Genomic DNA, 18,141 nt, shown 5'->3' on the forward strand with positions numbered 1-18,141 from the left:
GCAGCCAACCGAGGCATGGCGGTCTCAAACGAGAGGAGGCAAGCTATGTCAGAGGAGAAGTGGGTTTGCACAGCCTGCCCTGGCTGGGGCGACCATGAGTTTTGCGCCATCAAGACCATCACCAGAGACGGCGAGATCGTTCGCACCGAGCACATCGACTACCAGGGCGCCGAAGCCGGCGAGGGCCACATCTGCCAGAAGGGCATCATGTCTTGGCATCAAGTGTACGCCGACGATCGTCTGCTCTACCCCCTCAAGCGCGCCGGCGAGCGCGGAGAGGGAAAGTGGAAGCGCATCAGCTGGGACGAGGCGCTCGACGAGATCGCCGAGAAGCTGCTCGACATCCGCGAGAAGTACGGCGCCGAGTCCGTCACGTTCTGGAACATCACCACGTCGCTGCCCCCGTCGCAAGGCCTGGACAGCCTGCTTGGCGAGCGTTTGAACTGCCTGTGGGGCGGCACTGACCCCTTGAACGCGTATGGCCTCGACAACGGACCGTACTACTCCAGCTACTTCGACCTGGGCGAGTTCTACAAGTACATGATGATCGACCCCGTCAAGTTCGACGGCTCCCAGTACATCATCGTATGGGGCGGCAACCCCGTCGAGAACCAGCAGCGCGTGGCCAAGCACATCGTCGAAGCCAAGTCGCGTGGAGCCAAGATCGTTGACGTGGGCTTGCTGTTCGACGGCACGGCCGGCTACGCCGACTGGTTCATCCCGGTCAAGCCCGGCTCTGACACGGCGCTGGCCCTGTGCATGGCGAACCAGATCGTGCAGCGCAAGGAGTACGACGAGCCCTACCTGATCAAATACACCGTCGCCCCCCTGATGGTCGACGTGGAGAGCGGGCTGTACGCTCAGCCCGAGGACGGCAAGTTCTACTGGTTCGACGAGGAAGCCGGTCAGATGAAGGTCGCTGAGCGCGGCCAGGAGGAGTACCCTGGCAAGCCGGCGCTCGAGGGCACCTACCAGATCGACGGCAAAGACGTCAGGCCCGCGTTCCAGATGCTCAAAGACCACCTGAGCACCTACACGCCGGAGTACCAGGAGTCCATCACCGGCGTTCCCGCGCACGACGCCGTCAAGCTGGGCGAGGAGTACTCCTCCCACCGTCCCGCCTTCATCGTGGGAGCCCTGGGGCTCCGCTACCAGAACCAAGGCGACGCGTATCGCGCGTTCTACCTGCTCGGCATGCTCACGGGCAACCTCGGCAAGCCGTGCGGCGGCGTGACCTCCGAGATTCAGCCCTGCGGCTTCCCGCTGCTCTTCAACAACCTGCCCATCGTCTACCCCGAGGGCCGCGAGAACGACAAGGCCCATTACGTGAAGCAGGCCGACTACTTCGAGGACGTGAAGAAGGGCAAGTACAAGGCGTTCCTGAACGTGTCAGGCAACCCGGTCCACAACTGCCCCAACCGCTCCCGTTGGATCGAGGACACCTTCCCGCAGATGGAGCTCATCGTCGACATAGACATATGGATGACCGACACCGGCGAGTACGCCGACTACGTGCTGCCCGCCTGCATGCCCTTCGAGCGCACTGAGCTGATCGCAGCCGCCCAGTACAACCACATCGTGCTGCAGGAGCCAGCGGTCGAGCCGAAGGGGGAGGCGAAGGATCCCAGCTACATCTACCGCGAGCTCGGTTGCCGCCTGGGCTTCGGCAAGTACTTCGAGGGCATGGAGGCAGAGGACTGGATCGCCATCCGCTTGGACAGCCAGTCTCCGTTCATCGCCAACATCGAGCCCAAGGTGACCGTCGAGCGCCTGAAGGAGGAGAAGATCATCCGGGCTGCCGTACCGCCTGTTCCGTGGGATCCTTTCCTGGGGATGAAGTTCCCCACGCCCACCGGCCACATGGAGTTCTACTCGAGCCGCCTGGCGACCATCGGCGTTCCCATGGCCTTCTACCATGAGCCCTACGAGGTTCCCACGCTCAAGACCGAGCGCGAGGGCACGTCCAAGTTCCCCTACCAGTTCTTCAGCGGCCGCCAACGCTTCTTCATGCAGTCCATGTTCACCGACGACCCGGTGATGGCCGAGCTCTCCGGAGGGAAGCCTACCGGGCGCATCAACCCTGTCGACGCAAAGCGCGAGGGCATCAAAGACGGCGACAAATGCGAGGTGTTCAACGACCGCGGCCACTGCATCGTGGAGATGCGCATAGACAACGCCATGCCTCCGGGGACCATCCAGGTTTGGTTCGGCTGGCGCAAGCGCGCCTTCGAGGACGGCGGCATGTACTCCGAGCTGCTGGTTCCCCTGGGAGAGAAGGACACCATCGACAAGGCGGCCGAGTTCTGGTGGGACTGCACCGTCGCCGACTGCGCCGTCGGCCCGCTGCTGGGCGGCGCCTACAGCGGCATGGCCGGCGCCTGGGACACGATCTGGGACTGCGCTTGTGACATTCGCAAAATCGAGGACAGCGAGAACGAGGAGGAGGCAGAGTAGTCATGGCAGAGATCAAAGAGAGCACCATATTCGTCGATCTGCTTCGCTGCACCGGTTGCTGGACCTGTGCCCTATCCTGCATGACCGGCAACAACCTGAAGGACGGACAATACTTCGTCTCCGTTCGCACCAACGGCTCGGGCGAGGGCATCGACCGCCCCTCCGGCACGTGGCCTGACCTGCGCATGAGCTGGATGCCCATCTACTCCAAGCACTGCGTCAAATGCACCGACCGCACCGCCGAGGGCCGCGCCCCCTACTGCGTGGGCATGTGCCCGAACAAAGCGCTGAGCTGGGGCGAGGAGGTTGAAGGCAAGATCGAGGCTTGCCGCGAGCGCGGAAGCCGCATCTTTCAGCTTCCCCGATGGGAGAACTCCCGCGAGGACGTGATCTACGCATCGGCTGATCGCGAGATCATCTGAGAGCTTGCCTCGCGTAAGCTCGCATATGCGGTGGCGCCCTTCCCCAAAGGGCGCCACCTATTTAGCGCAGAAGCCTCCGACGCGTAGCCGCCGTCCCTGAGCGTCCAGATCTCACCTCGGTGCTCTCGTCCGCTGCCCCCGCGTCCGGGAGCGCTATTTCGTCGCAGGACGGGCAGGCTCTCTCCTGTCGGCTTGTCGCCCATGGTGTATCCTTCGTTTTGAGAAGCGGGCGGCCGCATGAGCGGACGTGCATTCAAGCTAAGGAGGCTCTTTGCAAGGCAGAGATGGCAAAGCGGGGTCGGCGGTCGTAGGGTACGGCCTCGCGATATTGCAAGCCGTCCTCTACTCCACGCTCGGCATCTTCGGAAAGCTCGTCTACGCGACCGGGCTCAATGCGCAGCAATCGGTCATCCTCCGCTTCTTCTTCGCAACGGTGCTGCTGGGGGTCTTCATGCTCATCTGGAGGCGGCAGGCGTTCGTAAGCCGACAGCCCTCGGTGTACCTTCAGGCCGTGTTCTTCTATATCAGTTCGATCTTCTACTTCTTCACCGTCGAGCGCCTGACCGCCGGCATGACCACGGTGATCTTCTACGCCTACCCGGCCGTGGTTGCCGTGGCCAGCCTGTTCGTCTTCAAGGAGCGGCTCAGCGTCTCCACCGTCGTCGCGTTCGTGCTGGCCATCAGCGGCCTTGCGATGGTGTCGGGGGTGGCGGCAGGCGAGGTCACGCTGGATGCGCTCGGCATCCTGTTCGGCATCGTCTCCTGCGTGGCGTTCGCCGCCTACACCATCCTCATCCAGAAGACCGGCCGCTCCGAGAGCCCCCTGACCGTCACCTTCACGCTGTCTTGGACGAGCCTGCTGGCCTCCTGCATCGTCTTCGCCCCGTCCCTTCCGGGGCTGCTCGACCTCGACGCGTACCAGCTCATGCTGGGCGCCCTGATGGCGCTGTTCGCCACCATCCTCCCCATCTTCATCTACATCGAGGCGATCAAGCGCATCGGCGGGACGAAGTCGTCCCTCATCGGCATCAGCGAGACGCCGTTCTCGCTGATCATCGCATTCCTCGTGCTCGGGGAGACGCTGACCTTGGGGCAGGGCATCGGCTCGTGCCTCATCGTCGCCAGCATCGCGGTCATCACCATAGCTCCGCTGCTGGCGAAGGACGAGAAGCCCCGCTGACCCGCCGAACGCGCCGCCGAGAGCCGCTTCATTCGGGTCGTCCGCCTGCCTCGGAATCTCTGGGGCTCAAGGCCCTCGAAATTCTCCAAGTCCTCGGGACTCTCGAGACCCTCGAGGCTCTCGGAACCCTCGAAGTCCTCAAGGCCCTCGGAACACCGACAACGCCCTCTTTTCATCCACGCTTCTAAAAAGATGGATGGAAAAGCGCCATTGTCGGTAACGTTGCCCTGCATTGCCGACAAGCAGAGGCAAGGACGATTCCGCCGTTTCCCCTGAAAGCGGGAACGGGACATGAAGACTTTCAAAGAAGTTCCGAACAAGGACGACCATCATTTCCGGAGGTGCTTTTCGACGCCTTCAGACCCTTATTCCGCAACAGCATCATGACAGTCTTATCTGAAGAAATCGGATCCCTAACCGGCGCAACGGAGCAGAGCCTACTGCCCGACATGCCCTGCCTCGTTGTAGAATAGGAATGTTCCGCGTCAGGCTCAAGGGGACGGTCCTGATAGCACTACCGTTTCACACAGAGGGGAACCACTATGTCTGACGAGCTGCATTATGCCCAGAGCGGTCGCTCCGGACTCGACGAGTACTTGGCGGGATCGAACGCTCGCTGGCCCATAATCAAGTTTTTGAGTCTCTCCTTGTACTCCGCCTGGATTCTCCTAACCATGACCACCCCCAGCGCGGTCGCCCAAGCTGAGATCGAGAGTCCGGCAATCTACAGCTCGTTGCTGTACCTCCTCTCGGGGGTGGCATTAGCAGCGTGTCTATTCCTCTGCGGCATATTCTGCATGCGACTACAACCTTGGCTTAAGAAGCGTTGGTTCGTGCTGGGCGCCGGCCTCATCGCAGGCATGGGAACCTATCTCCTCTCTGGCGGCGCCCCCGGGGAACACTACGGCACGCTGTTTCCCGTCGGCAGCGTGCTCACTGGCCTTGGCACTGCGTTCGTCTGCCTGAAGATCGGCTGCGTCTACGCTGAGATGTACATGGGCAATCCCTTCGTCATTACCATCGCATCGGTATTGCTGTCAAACCTGGTGTTCTTTCTCTGCATGGGAGTGCCGCCCGATGCACAGCGCGTTCTGATTGCCCTGCTTCCCGCAGGCGCATCGCTTCTGACTTGGTTCGACGTTAAGAATCCCCGTCATGCCTCCACGCTGGAGAAAGACCTCATCCCCATCGAGAGCCTGCCTACGCACCTGTTTCTGCGTCTGAACCTGACCATCTTCCTTATGTGTGTCGCCGTGGGAGCCATCAGGGGCATGGCCGGGTTAGTCCATCCGGCAGAGGGATGGACACCTGCAGTCATCGTGTTCGCGAGCATGGTTGCATGGGGAATTGGCCTTGTCGCCTTCTCGATCGCCTTCACGCTGAGAAACTTCGAGATCAGTTCGGTCTATCTCCCCGCAGCGCTCGGATCAGCTGCTGTCATCGCGGTCTGTTCCCTTTTCGGCTCGAATCTCGGCCCTTTGGTTAACGTTGTGGCAAACGTCGGATACAACGTGTTCATCATCGTCGTCTGGTGCCTGCTTCAAGATCTGGCAAGCCGCACCACACTCAACCCCGTGAGAGTGTTCGGCTTCGGACGTGGATCCTCGGGGGCGGGCACGACGCTCGGTTGGCTCGCCTCTTTCATCATATTCTTCTACGGCACGAGCAGCGACCTGTTGCCTCTGCTGTTTGTAATCAGCGCCCTCTTGGTGCTCGCCTCGGGCGTCTTGATGCGCGGCTCGTTTACGATCAGCCAAGCCTTGCAGCGGACCTTGAAGGAGCGACGTCGCGTCGACGCATCGGATGAGCAGAAGCGCGCCGCAGAGCAAGACGAGGTGGAAGCATCCTCCCTGACCATCGCCGATCCTCTTGCGGCAGCCTGTGCACAGCTCGCCGAAGAGATGGGACTCACGACGCGCGAGGCTGAAGCGATGGAGCTACTGGGGCGCGGACGGACGGTCGGCTATGTAGCCGAAGAGCTTGGCATCTCCTACAACACAGTCAAGGGGTACGTGAAGAACGTCTACGCGAAGTGCGGGGTCCACTCCCGGCAGGATCTGATCAGCGCCATCGAAAAGCGTTGGGGAGGCTGACACGACATTCTGCAGCTGGCGCAGATATTCGTGTTCGCCTCGTTTTAGCAGGTCAGAGCGCTGCCCACCCGAAACGGGCGGGCTGTTTTTCTTCAAGAAACCCCAAAAAAACGCCCCGAAGCGGGTCTGCCGCCAAGTGCTCGTCCTCCCTAAGCTTGCAGACGAGCTCGGCTTCGGCCGTCCCCTAACTGCCGGAGCTGAGCGATCTCACTGCATATCAGAGCAGTGAACCGCAAGGCAAGAAGGAGGAAGGATGTCCGAAGAGAAGAAAAGCTACCTCACCGAGGAGAGCGACGGGGTTCTCAAAGTGCGCACCTGCGCCTGGTCCCCTCCGGGAGACCACCCGGTGGGATGCGGCGTATGTCTTTACGTAAAGGACGGCAAAGTCGTAAAAGTCGAGGGCGACCCAACCCACCCCATCTCCCAAGGTCGCTTGTGCCCGAGGTGCCTGGCCCTCGACGAGGTCATGTATCACCCTGACCGCATCAAGCATCCCATGAAGCGCGCCCGCAAGGATCGCGGCAAGAACACATGGGAGGAGATCACATGGGACGAAGCGTATGATATCCTCGAGCACAAGATCCGTGAGATCTGGGACAAGTACGGTGCTGAGACTATCTTCACTTTGACCGGCACCGGCCGCGAGTCCACTCTCTACGCACCAGTCTACGGCCCAGCTGTCATGAACACTCCCAACGGCGCCTCCACCTACGCGTTCTCCGGCGAAGCATGTTACGGCCCCCGCGCGACTATCACCAACTACCTGCTAGGTGCCGGCTACCCCGAGATGGACTATGCCCAGTACTTCCCTGATCGCTACGATGACCCGCGCTACGAGATCCCGAAGTACGTGTTGGTCTGGGGCAAAGATCCACTGTACTCCAGCCCCGACAGCTTCTTCGGCCACAGCCTCATCGACCTCAAGAAGCGCGGCACTCGGTTTATCGTCATTGACCCGCGCCTGACATGGCTGGCGTCGCGCGCCGACTTTCATCTGCAGCTTCGTCCAGGTACCGACGCGGCTGTGGGCATGGGCCTTCTGCGCGTCATTATCGAGGAGGATTTGTACGACCACGCTTTCGTCGAGAAGTGGTGTCACGGCTTCGATGAGCTGCGCGAGGCCGTCAAGGACTGGACGCCCGAGCGCGTCCAGGAAATAACCTGGGTCGACCCTGAGGTGCTGGTTGGCGCAGCACGTGCGTTCGCGACCAACGTCCCATCTTCCGCGCTGTGGGGCGTCGCCCTTGACCAGGCGAAGGCGTCCACCCAGGCTGGCATGTGCTTTCTCGACCTGCTGGCGCTCACAGGCAACCTCGATCGCCCCGGCGGTGTGACCCTAGGCAAGCCCACCAGCTTCATCGGACAGTGGCGCTACGATATGATGAACGTGCTCGATCCCGAGATGGCTGCGAAGCACATCGTAGATCCTACGGGAAAGTACGAGTTGTTCAACACAGGTGCGGCCATGGGCGGCGTTCAGGGCGACACCCTTCTGAACTACCTGGAACAGAAGCTGCCCGAGTTCAAGGAGGTCCCCTACAAGCTGCGGATGTGCTGGATGATCGGCACAAACCCGCTGGCTTGCATGGCCGACCAGCCGCAGCGCTGGTACAAGGCCATGCTTCCGCTGGACTTCATCGTGGCGAACGAGATCTTCATGACTCCCACCACCATGGCCCTATGCGACCTCGTCCTGCCCCTCTCCACCTTCGCCGAGCACGACGGCCTGGTCACCCCGCACTTCGGCCGCAACCAGCACTTCATCGGCGCGATGAACAAGGCAGTCGAGCCCCTCGATACTAAATCTAACCTGGAGATCCTCATCGACATGGGCCGTCGCATGCGCCCCGAGATATGGGAGAAGATGGCCTCCCCCGAAGATTTCTTCCGCGACAAGCTCAAGGAAGTCTACGACTGGGATTATGACGAGCTGCGCGGTGAGGTCTGCCGCCAGCATGACTACGAGTACTACAAGTACGAGACCGGCGGCTTGCGAGACGACGGCGAGCCCGGCTTCCAGACCCTGACCGGCAAGGTGGAGCTCTACTCCATGCTGCTCCCGGTATTCGGCGAGCAGGGCACCCCCTACTATGAAGAGCCCGAATACAGCCAAGCATCGAAGCCCGAGCTGGCTGAGGAGTTCCCCTTGGTGTACACCACCGGCGGCCGCAATATCTCCATGTTCCACTCCGAACACCGACAGATCCCCAGCATGCGCGCCATGCACCCCGACCCGCTGGCAACCATCAACCCCGTTGACGCCGAGAAGTACGGCATCAAGGAAGGCGACTGGGTAGCAGTCGAAAGCCCGCTCGGCCGCGCGATTCAGAAGGCGTCGATAAACGAGCAGGTTTGCCCGAACCTGGTTCACATCGAACACGCATGGTGGTTTCCCGAGCAGGACGGAGAGGCTCCCAACCTGTATGGCGTCTGGGATGCGAACGCCAACAATCTGATCCCTCACGAGAGCGTCGGCCTCACCGGCTATGGTGCCCCGTACAAAAACGGCATGTGCAAAATCTACAAAGTCGATACCCCCAAAGGCTAAGGAGGGAGGACCCATGAAATACGGAATGCTCATCGATTACGGAAACTGCACCAACTGCGGCACCTGCGAGATCGCTTGTCGCAAGGAGCATGGCATACCCCTCGACGAGTGGGGCATCAAGGTAAACGAAATCGGGCCGAAGAAGCTCGCTGGCACGTGGGAATGGGACTACGTCCCCGTCCCCTCCTCGCTGTGCAATCTGTGCGCGGAGCGCCTCGCAAAGGGAAAGCTCCCCGCCTGCCAGCATCACTGCCTAGCGAAGGTCATAGAAGTGTTACCGCTTGAAGAGATGCCCGCCCGCATGCGAGCCATCGGCAGCAAGGTAACCTGCTACCTGCCATAGCAGTAATCGGAGGTCCCCATGCCGCAGAAACGCACTGGCTTCACCACCATGGTCGACTTGGCCGAATTTGAAAAGACCACCTGGGCGTTTTTGACGAACGTGAAGATGGTCTGGGAGTACAACGGCATCGCCTTTCTGTTCCGCGAGGCCGGAATTCCCCTCTACGGGCTCGAGAAGGGAACGATCAAGATGAACCACCCTGTCATCGGCATGGTCATCCCTCCCAGCAAAGACAAGAACTACGGCGTCGACATCTACGTTCCCGCCGAGAAGAAGGCGAAAGCCGCAAAGCTGATCGCCAATCGAGAGCGCGTCAAGAAATGCGCCGAGCTCGAGCTGAGCGCAGGCCCAGCGCATTACGACGCATTCTATTCCGCGGCACGCACGGCAAAAGCAGCGTACGACCGCCAACGTCACGAGACTCGCTGGAAGCGGAGGAGAGAGAAGCTGTCGTCCTTGCTGCCTTCATTTGCCACAAGAATCTGAGCCTGGAGCAAACTGCGAAGAGCACTCTTTCTTTCAAGCGAGCCTCCCTCACACCATAGCGGCATGTCGTTTCATAGGACGATTCCGCAATGAGCACACCACGACAACAACAAAGGAGAAATTCCATGCTTCAAGATATCGAAGACGTGAGCAAGCCAAAAAGCAGCGGGTTGCATTACGCATTCGCCATCTGCTTAGGTGGCTTCCTCACCCAGATGATAGTTCTTTCCTGCCAACGCATCCCATCTATCGCGCTTGAGCCCATCCGCGAGACGCTGGGCGTCAGCTATGCCGAGGTCGGCCTGATCACCTCGGTGTTCATGGTCTTTTACGCGGGCCTCTCCATCGTCTGGGGCATGCTTGGCGACAAGATCGGCACCCGGAAGGCCATCACCCTGGCCTGCGTCCTGTCGGCCATCGGCGCCATCTCCTTCGGCCTGTTCGCTCCCATGGGGTTGTACATCGCCATTGCGACATGGGCAATCGCCGGCATCGGCACCGCCGGCTTGCTGATGGCCATTCTTCCCAAGATCGTCTCTCGTTGGTTTGCCCCCAACAAGCGCGGTTTTGGCATGTCGCTCATCACCCCCGGCGCAAACTTCTCTGCGATAATCTTGGGCATTGTCGCCCCTATCATCATCGCTGCCACGGGGTGGCAGGCAACTTACATCATCTTCGGCGGCCTATTCGCAGCCATCGCGGTGTTTGTGTTCATCGTGTTCCGCGAGGGACCTGAGGAGAAGGGCCTCGCCCCCTACGGCGCCCCCGCTGGCACCCAAGCGGCGCCCACCCCCACCATCGAGAAGACCGCAGACGAGGAAGGCGCCATGAGCAAGCTCGGCCGCGTCTTGAAGATGCCCATCGCATGGCATTTCGGCCTGTTCTACATCATCTACCAGATCGCCTACATGGCAGCAACCCAGTATTACGTATCTTCCATCCAGTCCGCAGGCTTCCAGCTTGGCGAGGCCGCCCTTTCCATCACCATTGGCGGCGTCCTCACCATCATCGTCGAGCTTATCCTCGGACAACTCTCCGACCGCTTCGAGCGCAAGAACATCATCGGCGGCGTAGTCCTCGTCGGTGCCATCCTCGGCTTCGGCTACTGGTTCTACTTGTCCTCGGTCGCTGTTCCGTCCCTGTACGTTTGCTACTTCTTTGTCGCGCTGATCAGTGCCTCCACCGGTGTCATCACCGTCATCATGACGGGCGCCGGCGAGTACTTCGACGACGACGTCCGCGCAACGGGCACGGGCTTCGTTGGCACCGTCAACCTGGTCGGACGCTACCTGGGTCCGTGGATCGCCGGTATGATCATCGATGCGACGGGCGTTGTCGGCAACTCCTTCGGCATCGTTGGCGTATGCTTCCTGGTTGCTGCGATCATAGCCTTCAGCTTCCCGCGCGTCGAGAAGGTTCGTCCTCACGCACGTCATGCCTAGAGTGCCTGCCGTCAGTTCGCGCCTCAGACGCTGTCAATCCCATGCCTAGGAGGAGGGCTGCAACTTTTGCTGCAGCCCTCCTTCGCGTAGCAGCAGGCTTTATCGCTAAAAGCACCTCATTGCAGACACGATGCCGTATTTTGCGGGCAGGCACCTCCCTTACAAAACTGCAAGCAAGGCGTCATCGCGCGCCCTTTTCCGGCAGATGCGCTATCCTTGGAGGCATCGAGAGAGGACCTGCCCCCATGCCCGACGCCGCCGACATCCCCCGCTTCACGTTCGCCGCCTATGCGCGCGACCGGTGGGCGGCGCTGCTCATCGGGGTGTTCTGCCTGGCGGGAATGGCCTGCATGCTGGCGATCCTCGGCATTGGAGCGCACGCCTGCCTGCTGGTGACGGGCTTCGTGGCAACCTGCCTGATCGTCCTCTTCGTCAGCGACTTCGCGCGGCGGGCGCGGCACTACCGCGACGCGGCTGAGTTCGTCGTGCAGATCGGGCAGGTCGGGCAGTTCACCTCGCTCGTGGAGGAGCCTGCGTTCCTCGAGGGCCGCATCCTCTACCACGTCACCGACCAGCTCGCCAACGTGGCGAACAGCGAGAACGCCGCCGAGCGCGAGCAGGCGCAGGCGCACCGCGAGTACATCGAGCTGTGGATCCACGAGATCAAGACGCCCATCGCCGCCGCGAAGCTCATGCTCGCGAGCATGCACGGCCAGCAGGCCACGAAGCTCAAGGGCGAGCTCGAGCGCATCGAGGCGCAGGTTGACCAGGCGCTCTACTCCGCGCGCTCAACCTCCGTCTCCAACGACTACGCCATCCGCGAGCTCAACCTGGCCTCCGCGGTGCGCGCGGCATGCCGCAAGAACACCCACTTCCTCATCGAGCGCGGCGTGGAGCTGCGCGTGCAGGTCCCCGAGGAGACGTCCGTGCTCGCCGACGAGCCGTGGCTCACGTTCATGCTCGGGCAGGTGATTACCAACGCGGCGAAGTACGGCGCGCACGCCATCACGTTCTCGGCACGCGAGGAGGAGCCCGGCACGCCACGCGAGCGCACGGTGCTCGAGGTGCGCGACGACGGCTGCGGCATCCCCGCCGCCGACGTGCCGCGCGTGTTCGACCGCGGGTTCACCGGCAGCGTGGGGCGCGCCCAGGGCTCGGCCACCGGCATGGGGCTCTACCTCGTGGCCGTCATGTGCGCGCGCATGGGCCTCGGCGTGGGCCTGGCCAGCGAGGAGGGCGTCGGCACGCGCGTGCTCTTCGCCTTCCCCCACGACCGCCGCCGCGCCCTGAGCGAGCACCCGTCCCCGTGGCGCTTCGACGGGTGAGGGAAGAGGCGCTTGCAGAGGCAACGGCGGCTAGGGCAGGTTTCGCTTGTCGAGGGCGCTGGCAGGATCGACGTTGCGGATGAGGCTCGGAGCGTCGAAGAGGGCCGCGCAGACGAGGTCCTCGCGATTGAGGGCGTGACGCCCGCGCCCCAGGGCGTTCTCGAAGAAGGCCGCCAAAAACGACTCGTCGGGGAAGATGCCGGCAGCGGCGTTGCGGTACATGGCGCGCACAAGGGCGTCGCGAAAGTAGAGGGCGCTGCTTTCGAAGGGCTCCCTCGACACGTCGAATCCCAGATGGTTGAGATAGAGCGCCGAGAACACCGCCACCGTGCGCGTATTGCCCTCGTAGAAGGGGTGAACCTGCCAGAGGAACGCGACGAAGTGGCAGAAGCTGGCAAGCTCGTCGCCTTCCAAGGCGGTGTAGAGCCTTCCCTGCTCCGTGGCGAACGCGCCCTTGAAGGCCATGTCGTAGACGAGAGGGTCGGCGTACAGAACGCTGTCGCCGTTCAGGATGTCCTCCTGCTTCACCATGCGCTCGGCCTTGAACTCGCCGGGGTGGTACACCGCGGGGTCGAGGTCCTGGAACAGGTAGCGGTGCACTTCCGCCAGCATATCCGGCGCAAGGCAGAAAGGCGCAGCCGCCAGGAGCTCGGCGATGCGCTGGGCCACCAGGTCAGCTTCGCGGGTGTCGGCATGGACGGCAGCGTTGTGGTAAGCGCGCACGAGCCGCCCCGTTTCCTCGAGGGTGCGCTCGCCGCTCACATAGCCGGCGGCCGCTTCGCGCACGTAGGGGGAAACCTCCAGGCCGTCAACGCGCTGCAAGCCGATGGCCACGGCCCAGTAATGGCGCCGCGCCGCTTCCGACTCGCGTGAGCGAGCAGGCTCGTATGCGAAGCTGTCCAGACCTTCAGCCGTCATGGCCGCCCATCGTTTCTCTCGGGAACCCAACGGACCCACCTTACCACGAAACGCCTCTCGTCGCAGAAGGCAGACGGACGCAGCGCTCCTCGTTCCCCTTCCATCTCCGTGCCCCCATCCCCCTCCCTGCTCGCCTAACAAAGCTGTAAGCTAACCGTAAGCGGGTTCGATGGATGCCTTGCGGGCGCGTCCGTAAGATGAGAGCATCCCTAAGAAAAGGAGGCATCTCACAATGAGCGAGACATTCGCAACGCCGTCGGCCGCAACGCTCGGGTCGGCGGCTTTCTCCCGCGGCAACTACGGCACGGGCGCCCACGCGAGCAGAGGCTCGGGCCGAGGCGTCGGCGCGCCCATCCTGAGCGTGCACCACATCGAGAAGGTGTTCGGCTCGCGCGACTCGGTCACCCACGCGCTCGCCGGCGTGAGCTTCGACGTGGAGGCCGGCGAGTTCGTCGGCATCATGGGCCCGTCAGGATCGGGCAAGACCACGCTTCTGAACTGCGTCTCCACCATCGACAAGCCCACCGGCGGCCACATCCTCGTGGACGGGCGCGACATCACCGGCCTCTCCAAGCGCGCGCTGGCGAAGTTCCGCCGCGACGACCTGGGCTTCATCTTCCAGGACTCCAACCTGCTCGACACGCTCACGGGCTACGAGAACATCGCGCTCGCGCTCACCATCAAGCACGACGCCCCCTCCTCCATCCCCGCGCGCGTGGAGTCGGTCGCGCGCTCGCTCAGCGTGGAGGGCGTGCTCAAGAAGTACCCCCACCAGATGTCGGGCGGGCAGCGCCAGCGCGTGGCGGCGGCGCGCGCCATCGTGAGCGACCCCAAGCTCGTGCTCGCCGACGAGCCCACCGGCGCCCTCGACTCGCGCAACGCCCAGATCATGCTCGAGACGCTCGACCTCATGAACCGCGACATGGGCGCCACCATCATGATGGTCACGCACGACGCGTTCGCCGCGTCGTTCACCAACCGCGTGCTGTTCATCAAGGACGGCACCTTGTTCAACGAGATCCGCCGCGGCGACATGGCGCGCGAGCAGTTCTTCAACCGCATCATGGAGGTCATCGCGTTTCTGGGAGGTGACGCGAGCCATGCTGCTTAAGCTCGCCGCGCGCAACATCCGCCGCTCGGTGAGGGACTACGCCATCTACTTCGTGACCCTCGTGTTCGGCGTGGCGGTGTTCTACGCGTTCAACTCCATCGGAAGCCAGAAGATCCTGTTCAGCATCGAGGGCGCCGACGCGAGCGCCTTCGAAGTGACCCAGGAGCTGCTCGGCACGTTCTCGGTGGTCATCGCGTTCGTGCTCGGGTTCCTCATCGTGTACGCGAACCGCTTCCTCATCAAGCGGCGCAAGCACGAGTTCGGCATCTACCTCACGCTGGGCATGGGTCCGGGCGAGGTGTCGCGCATCGTGCTGTACGAGACGGTGCTCGTGGGCCTCATCTCGCTCGCCGTGGGCCTGGTCTGCGGCGTCCTGCTGTCCCAGGCGCTCTCGTTCGCCACGGCGGCGCTGTTCACCATCCCGATGACGCACTACCAGTTCGTGTTCTCGAGCACGGCGCTTCTCATGACGCTTCTGTGCTTCGTGGCCATCTACGTGGTGGTGGCGCTGTTCAACCTGCTCACGGTGCGCCGCTACAAGCTGATCGACCTCTTGAGCGCCAACGTGCGCAGCGAGCGGATGCCCGTGCGCAACCCCTGGGTGTGCCTGGCCGCGTTCGTGGCGTCAGCGGGCGTCCTGGCCGTGGCGTACCGCCTGCTCAACGAGAACGGCATGATCTACTTGGAAGACCCGAAGTTCGCGTGGGCGACCGTGCTCATGCTGGCGGGGACGCTCGTGTTCTTCTGGTCGCTCGCGGGGTTCGCGATCGCCGTGGTCACGCGGGCGCGCGGCGCGTACCTGCGCGGGCTCGTGCCGTTCACCGTGCGCCAGATCGCAAGCAAGGTGAACACGGCGTTCGTGTCGCTGTGGGTGGTCTGCGTGCTGCTGTTCCTGTCGATCACCACGTTCTCCACGGGCATGGGCCTCATCGAGGTGTTCTGCGGCGGCATGGAGAAGGCAGCGCCCTACGACGCCACCATCCGCGCCGACGTGTACTACGAGGAGGAGACCGACCTCGTGCACCCCGCGTCCGAAAGCCTCACCGCGCGCGCCGAGAGCATGGCCGCGGAGCACCCCGCGACGTACGCCGACGGCACAGCTTACGGCTGGGACATCGAGGCGAAGCTGCGCGACGCGAACCCCGCCTGGGATGACTTCGTGAAGGAAAGCGCGCAGATCGACTACTGGGAAGTGCCCGGCTCAACGTACGCGCCGCTCATGGAGGCCGCGGCAGACGTGGAGCTCTCCACCGTCTTGAACGAGGAGAACATCAAGAGCTCGAACATCCAGGTGGTGGACGTCTCCCAGCTGAACGCGCTGCGCGCGATGACGGGCGCGGACCCGATCACGCTGGCTGACGACGAGTGCGCGCTGGCCAACAACATGGACGCAACCGACGAGCTGGCACATGCGTTCATCGAGAAGGGGAAGGTCGCGAGCATCCTCGGGCATGACCTGCGGATCCAGGATGAGATCCTCGACGTGCAGTTCTCCGACAACGCCATGACGGCCACTGCGCTCGTGTTCGTCGTGCCTGACCAGGCGGTGTCCGAGCTGCGCGCCGGCGGCGCCATCCCGATGACGAGCTACCTGAACCTCACGTACGCCGACGGCCTGAGCGCCACCGAGGGCGACGAGGCGCTCGCCGAGGGGCTGGCGATCGCGCTCCCGAAGGGCTCGCCCTCGGACCTCGAGACCAGCTACACGTACGCCGACGACGCCTACTCCTTCCAGCCCGGGCTGTGGCCGGCGTCGACCACGTACACCAAGGCCGAGATGAGCTCGCAGGCGGACGGGCTGCGCATGATGATCACGTACCTGGCGCTCTACGTCGGCTTCATCTTCCTCGTGGCCACCGCCGCCATCCTGGCCATCCAGCAGCTCTCGGAGGCGGCTGACTCGCAGCAGCGCTACCGCCTGCTCGCGAAGCTCGGCTGCGACGAGCGCGCGCTCAACCGCTCGCTGTTCACGCAGGTGCTCGTGTACTTCCTGGCGCCGCTGGCCCTGGCGGTGTGCCACTCCGCGTGCGCCATCGGCGTGATGTCGACCACGCTGTTCGAGGCGCTCGGCGTGCCCGTGCAAGGCCCCATCATGATGGCAGCCGGGTTCACGCTCGTCATCTACGGCGGCTACCTGCTGATCACCTACTTCGCCAGCAAAGGCATCATGAGGCAAGCCATCCGCGGGTAAGGGGAAAGCGCGGCGCTAAGCCCGCAGGTCGTTCGCAACGTCAGCGAGAAGGGCCCTGGCGCCCGCAATTGCCCCGCCTTTGCACCAAGCGCACTTCGTGCGCGCCGCGTGCAAAGCAAGGGGCAAGGGCGAGTGCCAGGGCCCTTCGCAGCGTCGAGCTGTCTCGCCCGTTCCGTCAAGACGGGCGGGACTAACGCCTAGTAGAGCCCGAAGAAGTAGTCGAGCTCGTCTTCCCATTCGTCTTGGTCCATGACCCACTTCCCGTTCTTGTACTCCACGTCGACGGAGAAGTAGCCGTCCTGCTCCATGTCGGCCTCGTTCACGGCCTGCATGAACAGCTCGCCGATGCGGGCGTAGCCCTGCTCCTGCGTCATGCTCGACGCCTCGCCGGACGCCTTGAAGTCGCTGAGCAGCGCGTTGAAGCGGTTGAGCACGTCGAACACGTCGCGGCACGTGACGTCGAAGGCCACGAAGCCCTCGGAGCTGCGGTCGACCACGTACATGCTCACCTCGTAGTCGAAGCCCTGCGTCATAGCGCGCGCGTACTCCATGGGGTCGATGCCGCACTGCGCCATGGTGAGGCCCGTGCCCTCGACGAAGTCCTCCTGGACTATCGCCGCGATGGAGGCCAGCATCGCCTCGTCGCCGGTCTTGATCTTCTCGAGCTCGGCGCTCACCAGGTCGATGGCGGCCTTCTCGTCCTCGGTGTAGTCAGACCCCGCGACGTCGTCCGAGGACGCCTCGCTCGAGGACACGAGCCCCGAGCCGGAGCCGATCTCGTCCGCAGCCATCTGGGACACGGCCATGCCGAAGAACGCGAAGTAGCTGACAACCGCGATCACCGAGAACACGATGCCCAGCACGCCGCAGATGCGGCCCGCCTTCGCCGTGCCCGCCGTGCCGCCGGACTTGAGGTAGCTGCCGGCGAGCACGATGGCGACGATGCCGAGGATGATGCTCGGCACCACCGAGCTGGCCAGCAGGATGGCCAGGATGCCGCACACGAGCGCTCCCGTGGCCTTGCCCGCGGACGCGGGAGCCGCGGCGCCCGGATAGGGCTGGCCGTAGGGCTGCGGGCCCGCCGGCGGCTGCCCGTAGGGAGGCACCGCGCCCGCCGGCTGCTGGTAAGGCTGGTAGGGCTGGCCGGCCGCCGGCTGGGGCGCGCCGTAGGGGTTCGCGCCCGCAGCACCCGGGGCACCCGAGGCGCCTGGGGCGCCTGGGATGCCTGCGGCACCTGGGGCACCCGAGGCAGGGGCTCCGTAGGGGTTCGCGGCGCCCTGCGCAGCCGCGGGGCCAGCCGCGCCGCCGTACGTCTGCTGGTAGGGGTTGCCCGCAGGCTGCGCCTGCGCCTGCGCGGCTCCCGCAGCCGCAGGACCCGCAGCCGCGTACGCGCCTGCCGCCGGCTCGGCCGCGGCGGGCTGCACCGAGGCGTAGGGGTTCGCCGGCTGCGCCACCTGCGGTGCGTCATCAGCCGAGACCACCGGCTCCTCCACGCCGCCGTACGGGTTCACCACCTGGATGGGCGACGCGTCGTTGTCGCGGGAGTCCGTGCCGAACAGCGAGTCGTCGCCGCTCTGTCCCTGGTCGTTGTCGTTGAAGATGTCGTCTTGGCCGGCCATGCGCGACCC

The 18,141-nt window shown here is 63.5% G+C and carries 13 protein-coding genes; 11 read left to right on the forward strand and 2 right to left on the reverse strand.

The genetic code is table 11. The features are described 5' to 3' along the window. The first annotated feature begins 45 nt into the window (after positions 1 to 45). The 9 genes from HRL41_RS03840 to HRL41_RS03880 all read left to right on the forward strand — a co-directional run bounded on the left by HRL41_RS03840 (position 46) and on the right by HRL41_RS03880 (position 12,293). A complete protein-coding gene (locus HRL41_RS03840) occupies positions 46 to 2,454 on the forward strand; it encodes a molybdopterin-dependent oxidoreductase (RefSeq protein ID WP_172135627.1) in 2,409 nt (802 codons plus the stop codon). 2 nt (positions 2,455 to 2,456) lie between these two features. Then, on the forward strand, positions 2,457 to 2,876 hold the full coding sequence (locus HRL41_RS03845; RefSeq protein WP_172135628.1) for a hypothetical protein: 420 nt from the start codon (positions 2,457 to 2,459) through the stop codon (positions 2,874 to 2,876). 271 nt (positions 2,877 to 3,147) lie between these two features. Next, positions 3,148 to 4,056 (forward strand): DMT family transporter, encoded by a 909-nt coding sequence (locus HRL41_RS03850; protein ID WP_172135629.1) that lies wholly within the window; start codon positions 3,148 to 3,150, stop codon positions 4,054 to 4,056. A 542-nt stretch (positions 4,057 to 4,598) separates the two neighbouring features. Continuing rightward, positions 4,599 to 6,149 carry a helix-turn-helix transcriptional regulator gene (locus HRL41_RS03855; RefSeq protein WP_172135630.1) on the forward strand — a complete coding sequence of 517 codons (1,551 nt, stop codon included), beginning with the start codon at positions 4,599 to 4,601 and terminating at the stop codon, positions 6,147 to 6,149. A 253-nt stretch (positions 6,150 to 6,402) separates the two neighbouring features. Then, on the forward strand, positions 6,403 to 8,697 hold the full coding sequence (locus tag HRL41_RS03860; RefSeq protein ID WP_172135631.1) for a molybdopterin-dependent oxidoreductase: 2,295 nt from the start codon (positions 6,403 to 6,405) through the stop codon (positions 8,695 to 8,697). A gap of 13 nt (positions 8,698 to 8,710) precedes the next feature. Then, positions 8,711 to 9,040, forward strand: coding sequence for an oxidoreductase (locus HRL41_RS03865; RefSeq protein ID WP_172135632.1), 330 nt, complete (start codon positions 8,711 to 8,713; stop codon positions 9,038 to 9,040). Positions 9,041 to 9,058: 18 nt separating this feature from the next. After that, entirely contained in the window at positions 9,059 to 9,526 is a 468-nt protein-coding gene (locus HRL41_RS03870) for a hypothetical protein (RefSeq protein WP_172135633.1), read from the forward strand. A gap of 125 nt (positions 9,527 to 9,651) precedes the next feature. Continuing rightward, on the forward strand, positions 9,652 to 10,968 hold the full coding sequence (locus tag HRL41_RS03875; RefSeq protein ID WP_172135634.1) for a nitrate/nitrite transporter: 1,317 nt from the start codon (positions 9,652 to 9,654) through the stop codon (positions 10,966 to 10,968). Between the two features lie 245 nt (positions 10,969 to 11,213). Continuing rightward, complete coding sequence (locus HRL41_RS03880; protein ID WP_165172334.1) at positions 11,214 to 12,293, forward strand: HAMP domain-containing sensor histidine kinase; 1,080 nt, start codon at positions 11,214 to 11,216, stop codon at positions 12,291 to 12,293. 30 nt (positions 12,294 to 12,323) lie between these two features. Here the strand turns inward: HRL41_RS03880 and HRL41_RS03885 are convergent, their stop codons facing one another. Next, complete coding sequence (locus tag HRL41_RS03885) at positions 12,324 to 13,211, reverse strand: Fic family protein (RefSeq protein WP_172135635.1); 888 nt, start codon at positions 13,209 to 13,211, stop codon at positions 12,324 to 12,326. Positions 13,212 to 13,443: 232 nt separating this feature from the next. On the opposite strand from HRL41_RS03885, the gene HRL41_RS03890 reads away from it, so the two are divergent. After that, complete coding sequence (locus tag HRL41_RS03890; protein ID WP_172135636.1) at positions 13,444 to 14,322, forward strand: ABC transporter ATP-binding protein; 879 nt, start codon at positions 13,444 to 13,446, stop codon at positions 14,320 to 14,322. Further along, positions 14,312 to 16,513, forward strand: a complete 2,202-nt coding sequence (locus tag HRL41_RS03895) for an FtsX-like permease family protein (protein WP_172135637.1) — start codon at positions 14,312 to 14,314, stop codon at positions 16,511 to 16,513. Before HRL41_RS03890 ends, HRL41_RS03895 begins: the two co-directional genes overlap by 11 nt. A gap of 197 nt (positions 16,514 to 16,710) precedes the next feature. On the opposite strand, the gene HRL41_RS03900 is transcribed toward HRL41_RS03895, so the two are convergent. Beyond that, positions 16,711 to 18,132, reverse strand: a complete 1,422-nt coding sequence (locus HRL41_RS03900; RefSeq protein WP_172135638.1) for a hypothetical protein — start codon at positions 18,130 to 18,132, stop codon at positions 16,711 to 16,713. Between the last annotated feature and the right edge of the window lie 9 nt (positions 18,133 to 18,141).

It is taken from the genome of Adlercreutzia sp. ZJ473 (assembly GCF_013185065.1).
Classification (GTDB): Bacteria; Actinomycetota; Coriobacteriia; order Coriobacteriales; family Eggerthellaceae; genus CAAEEV01.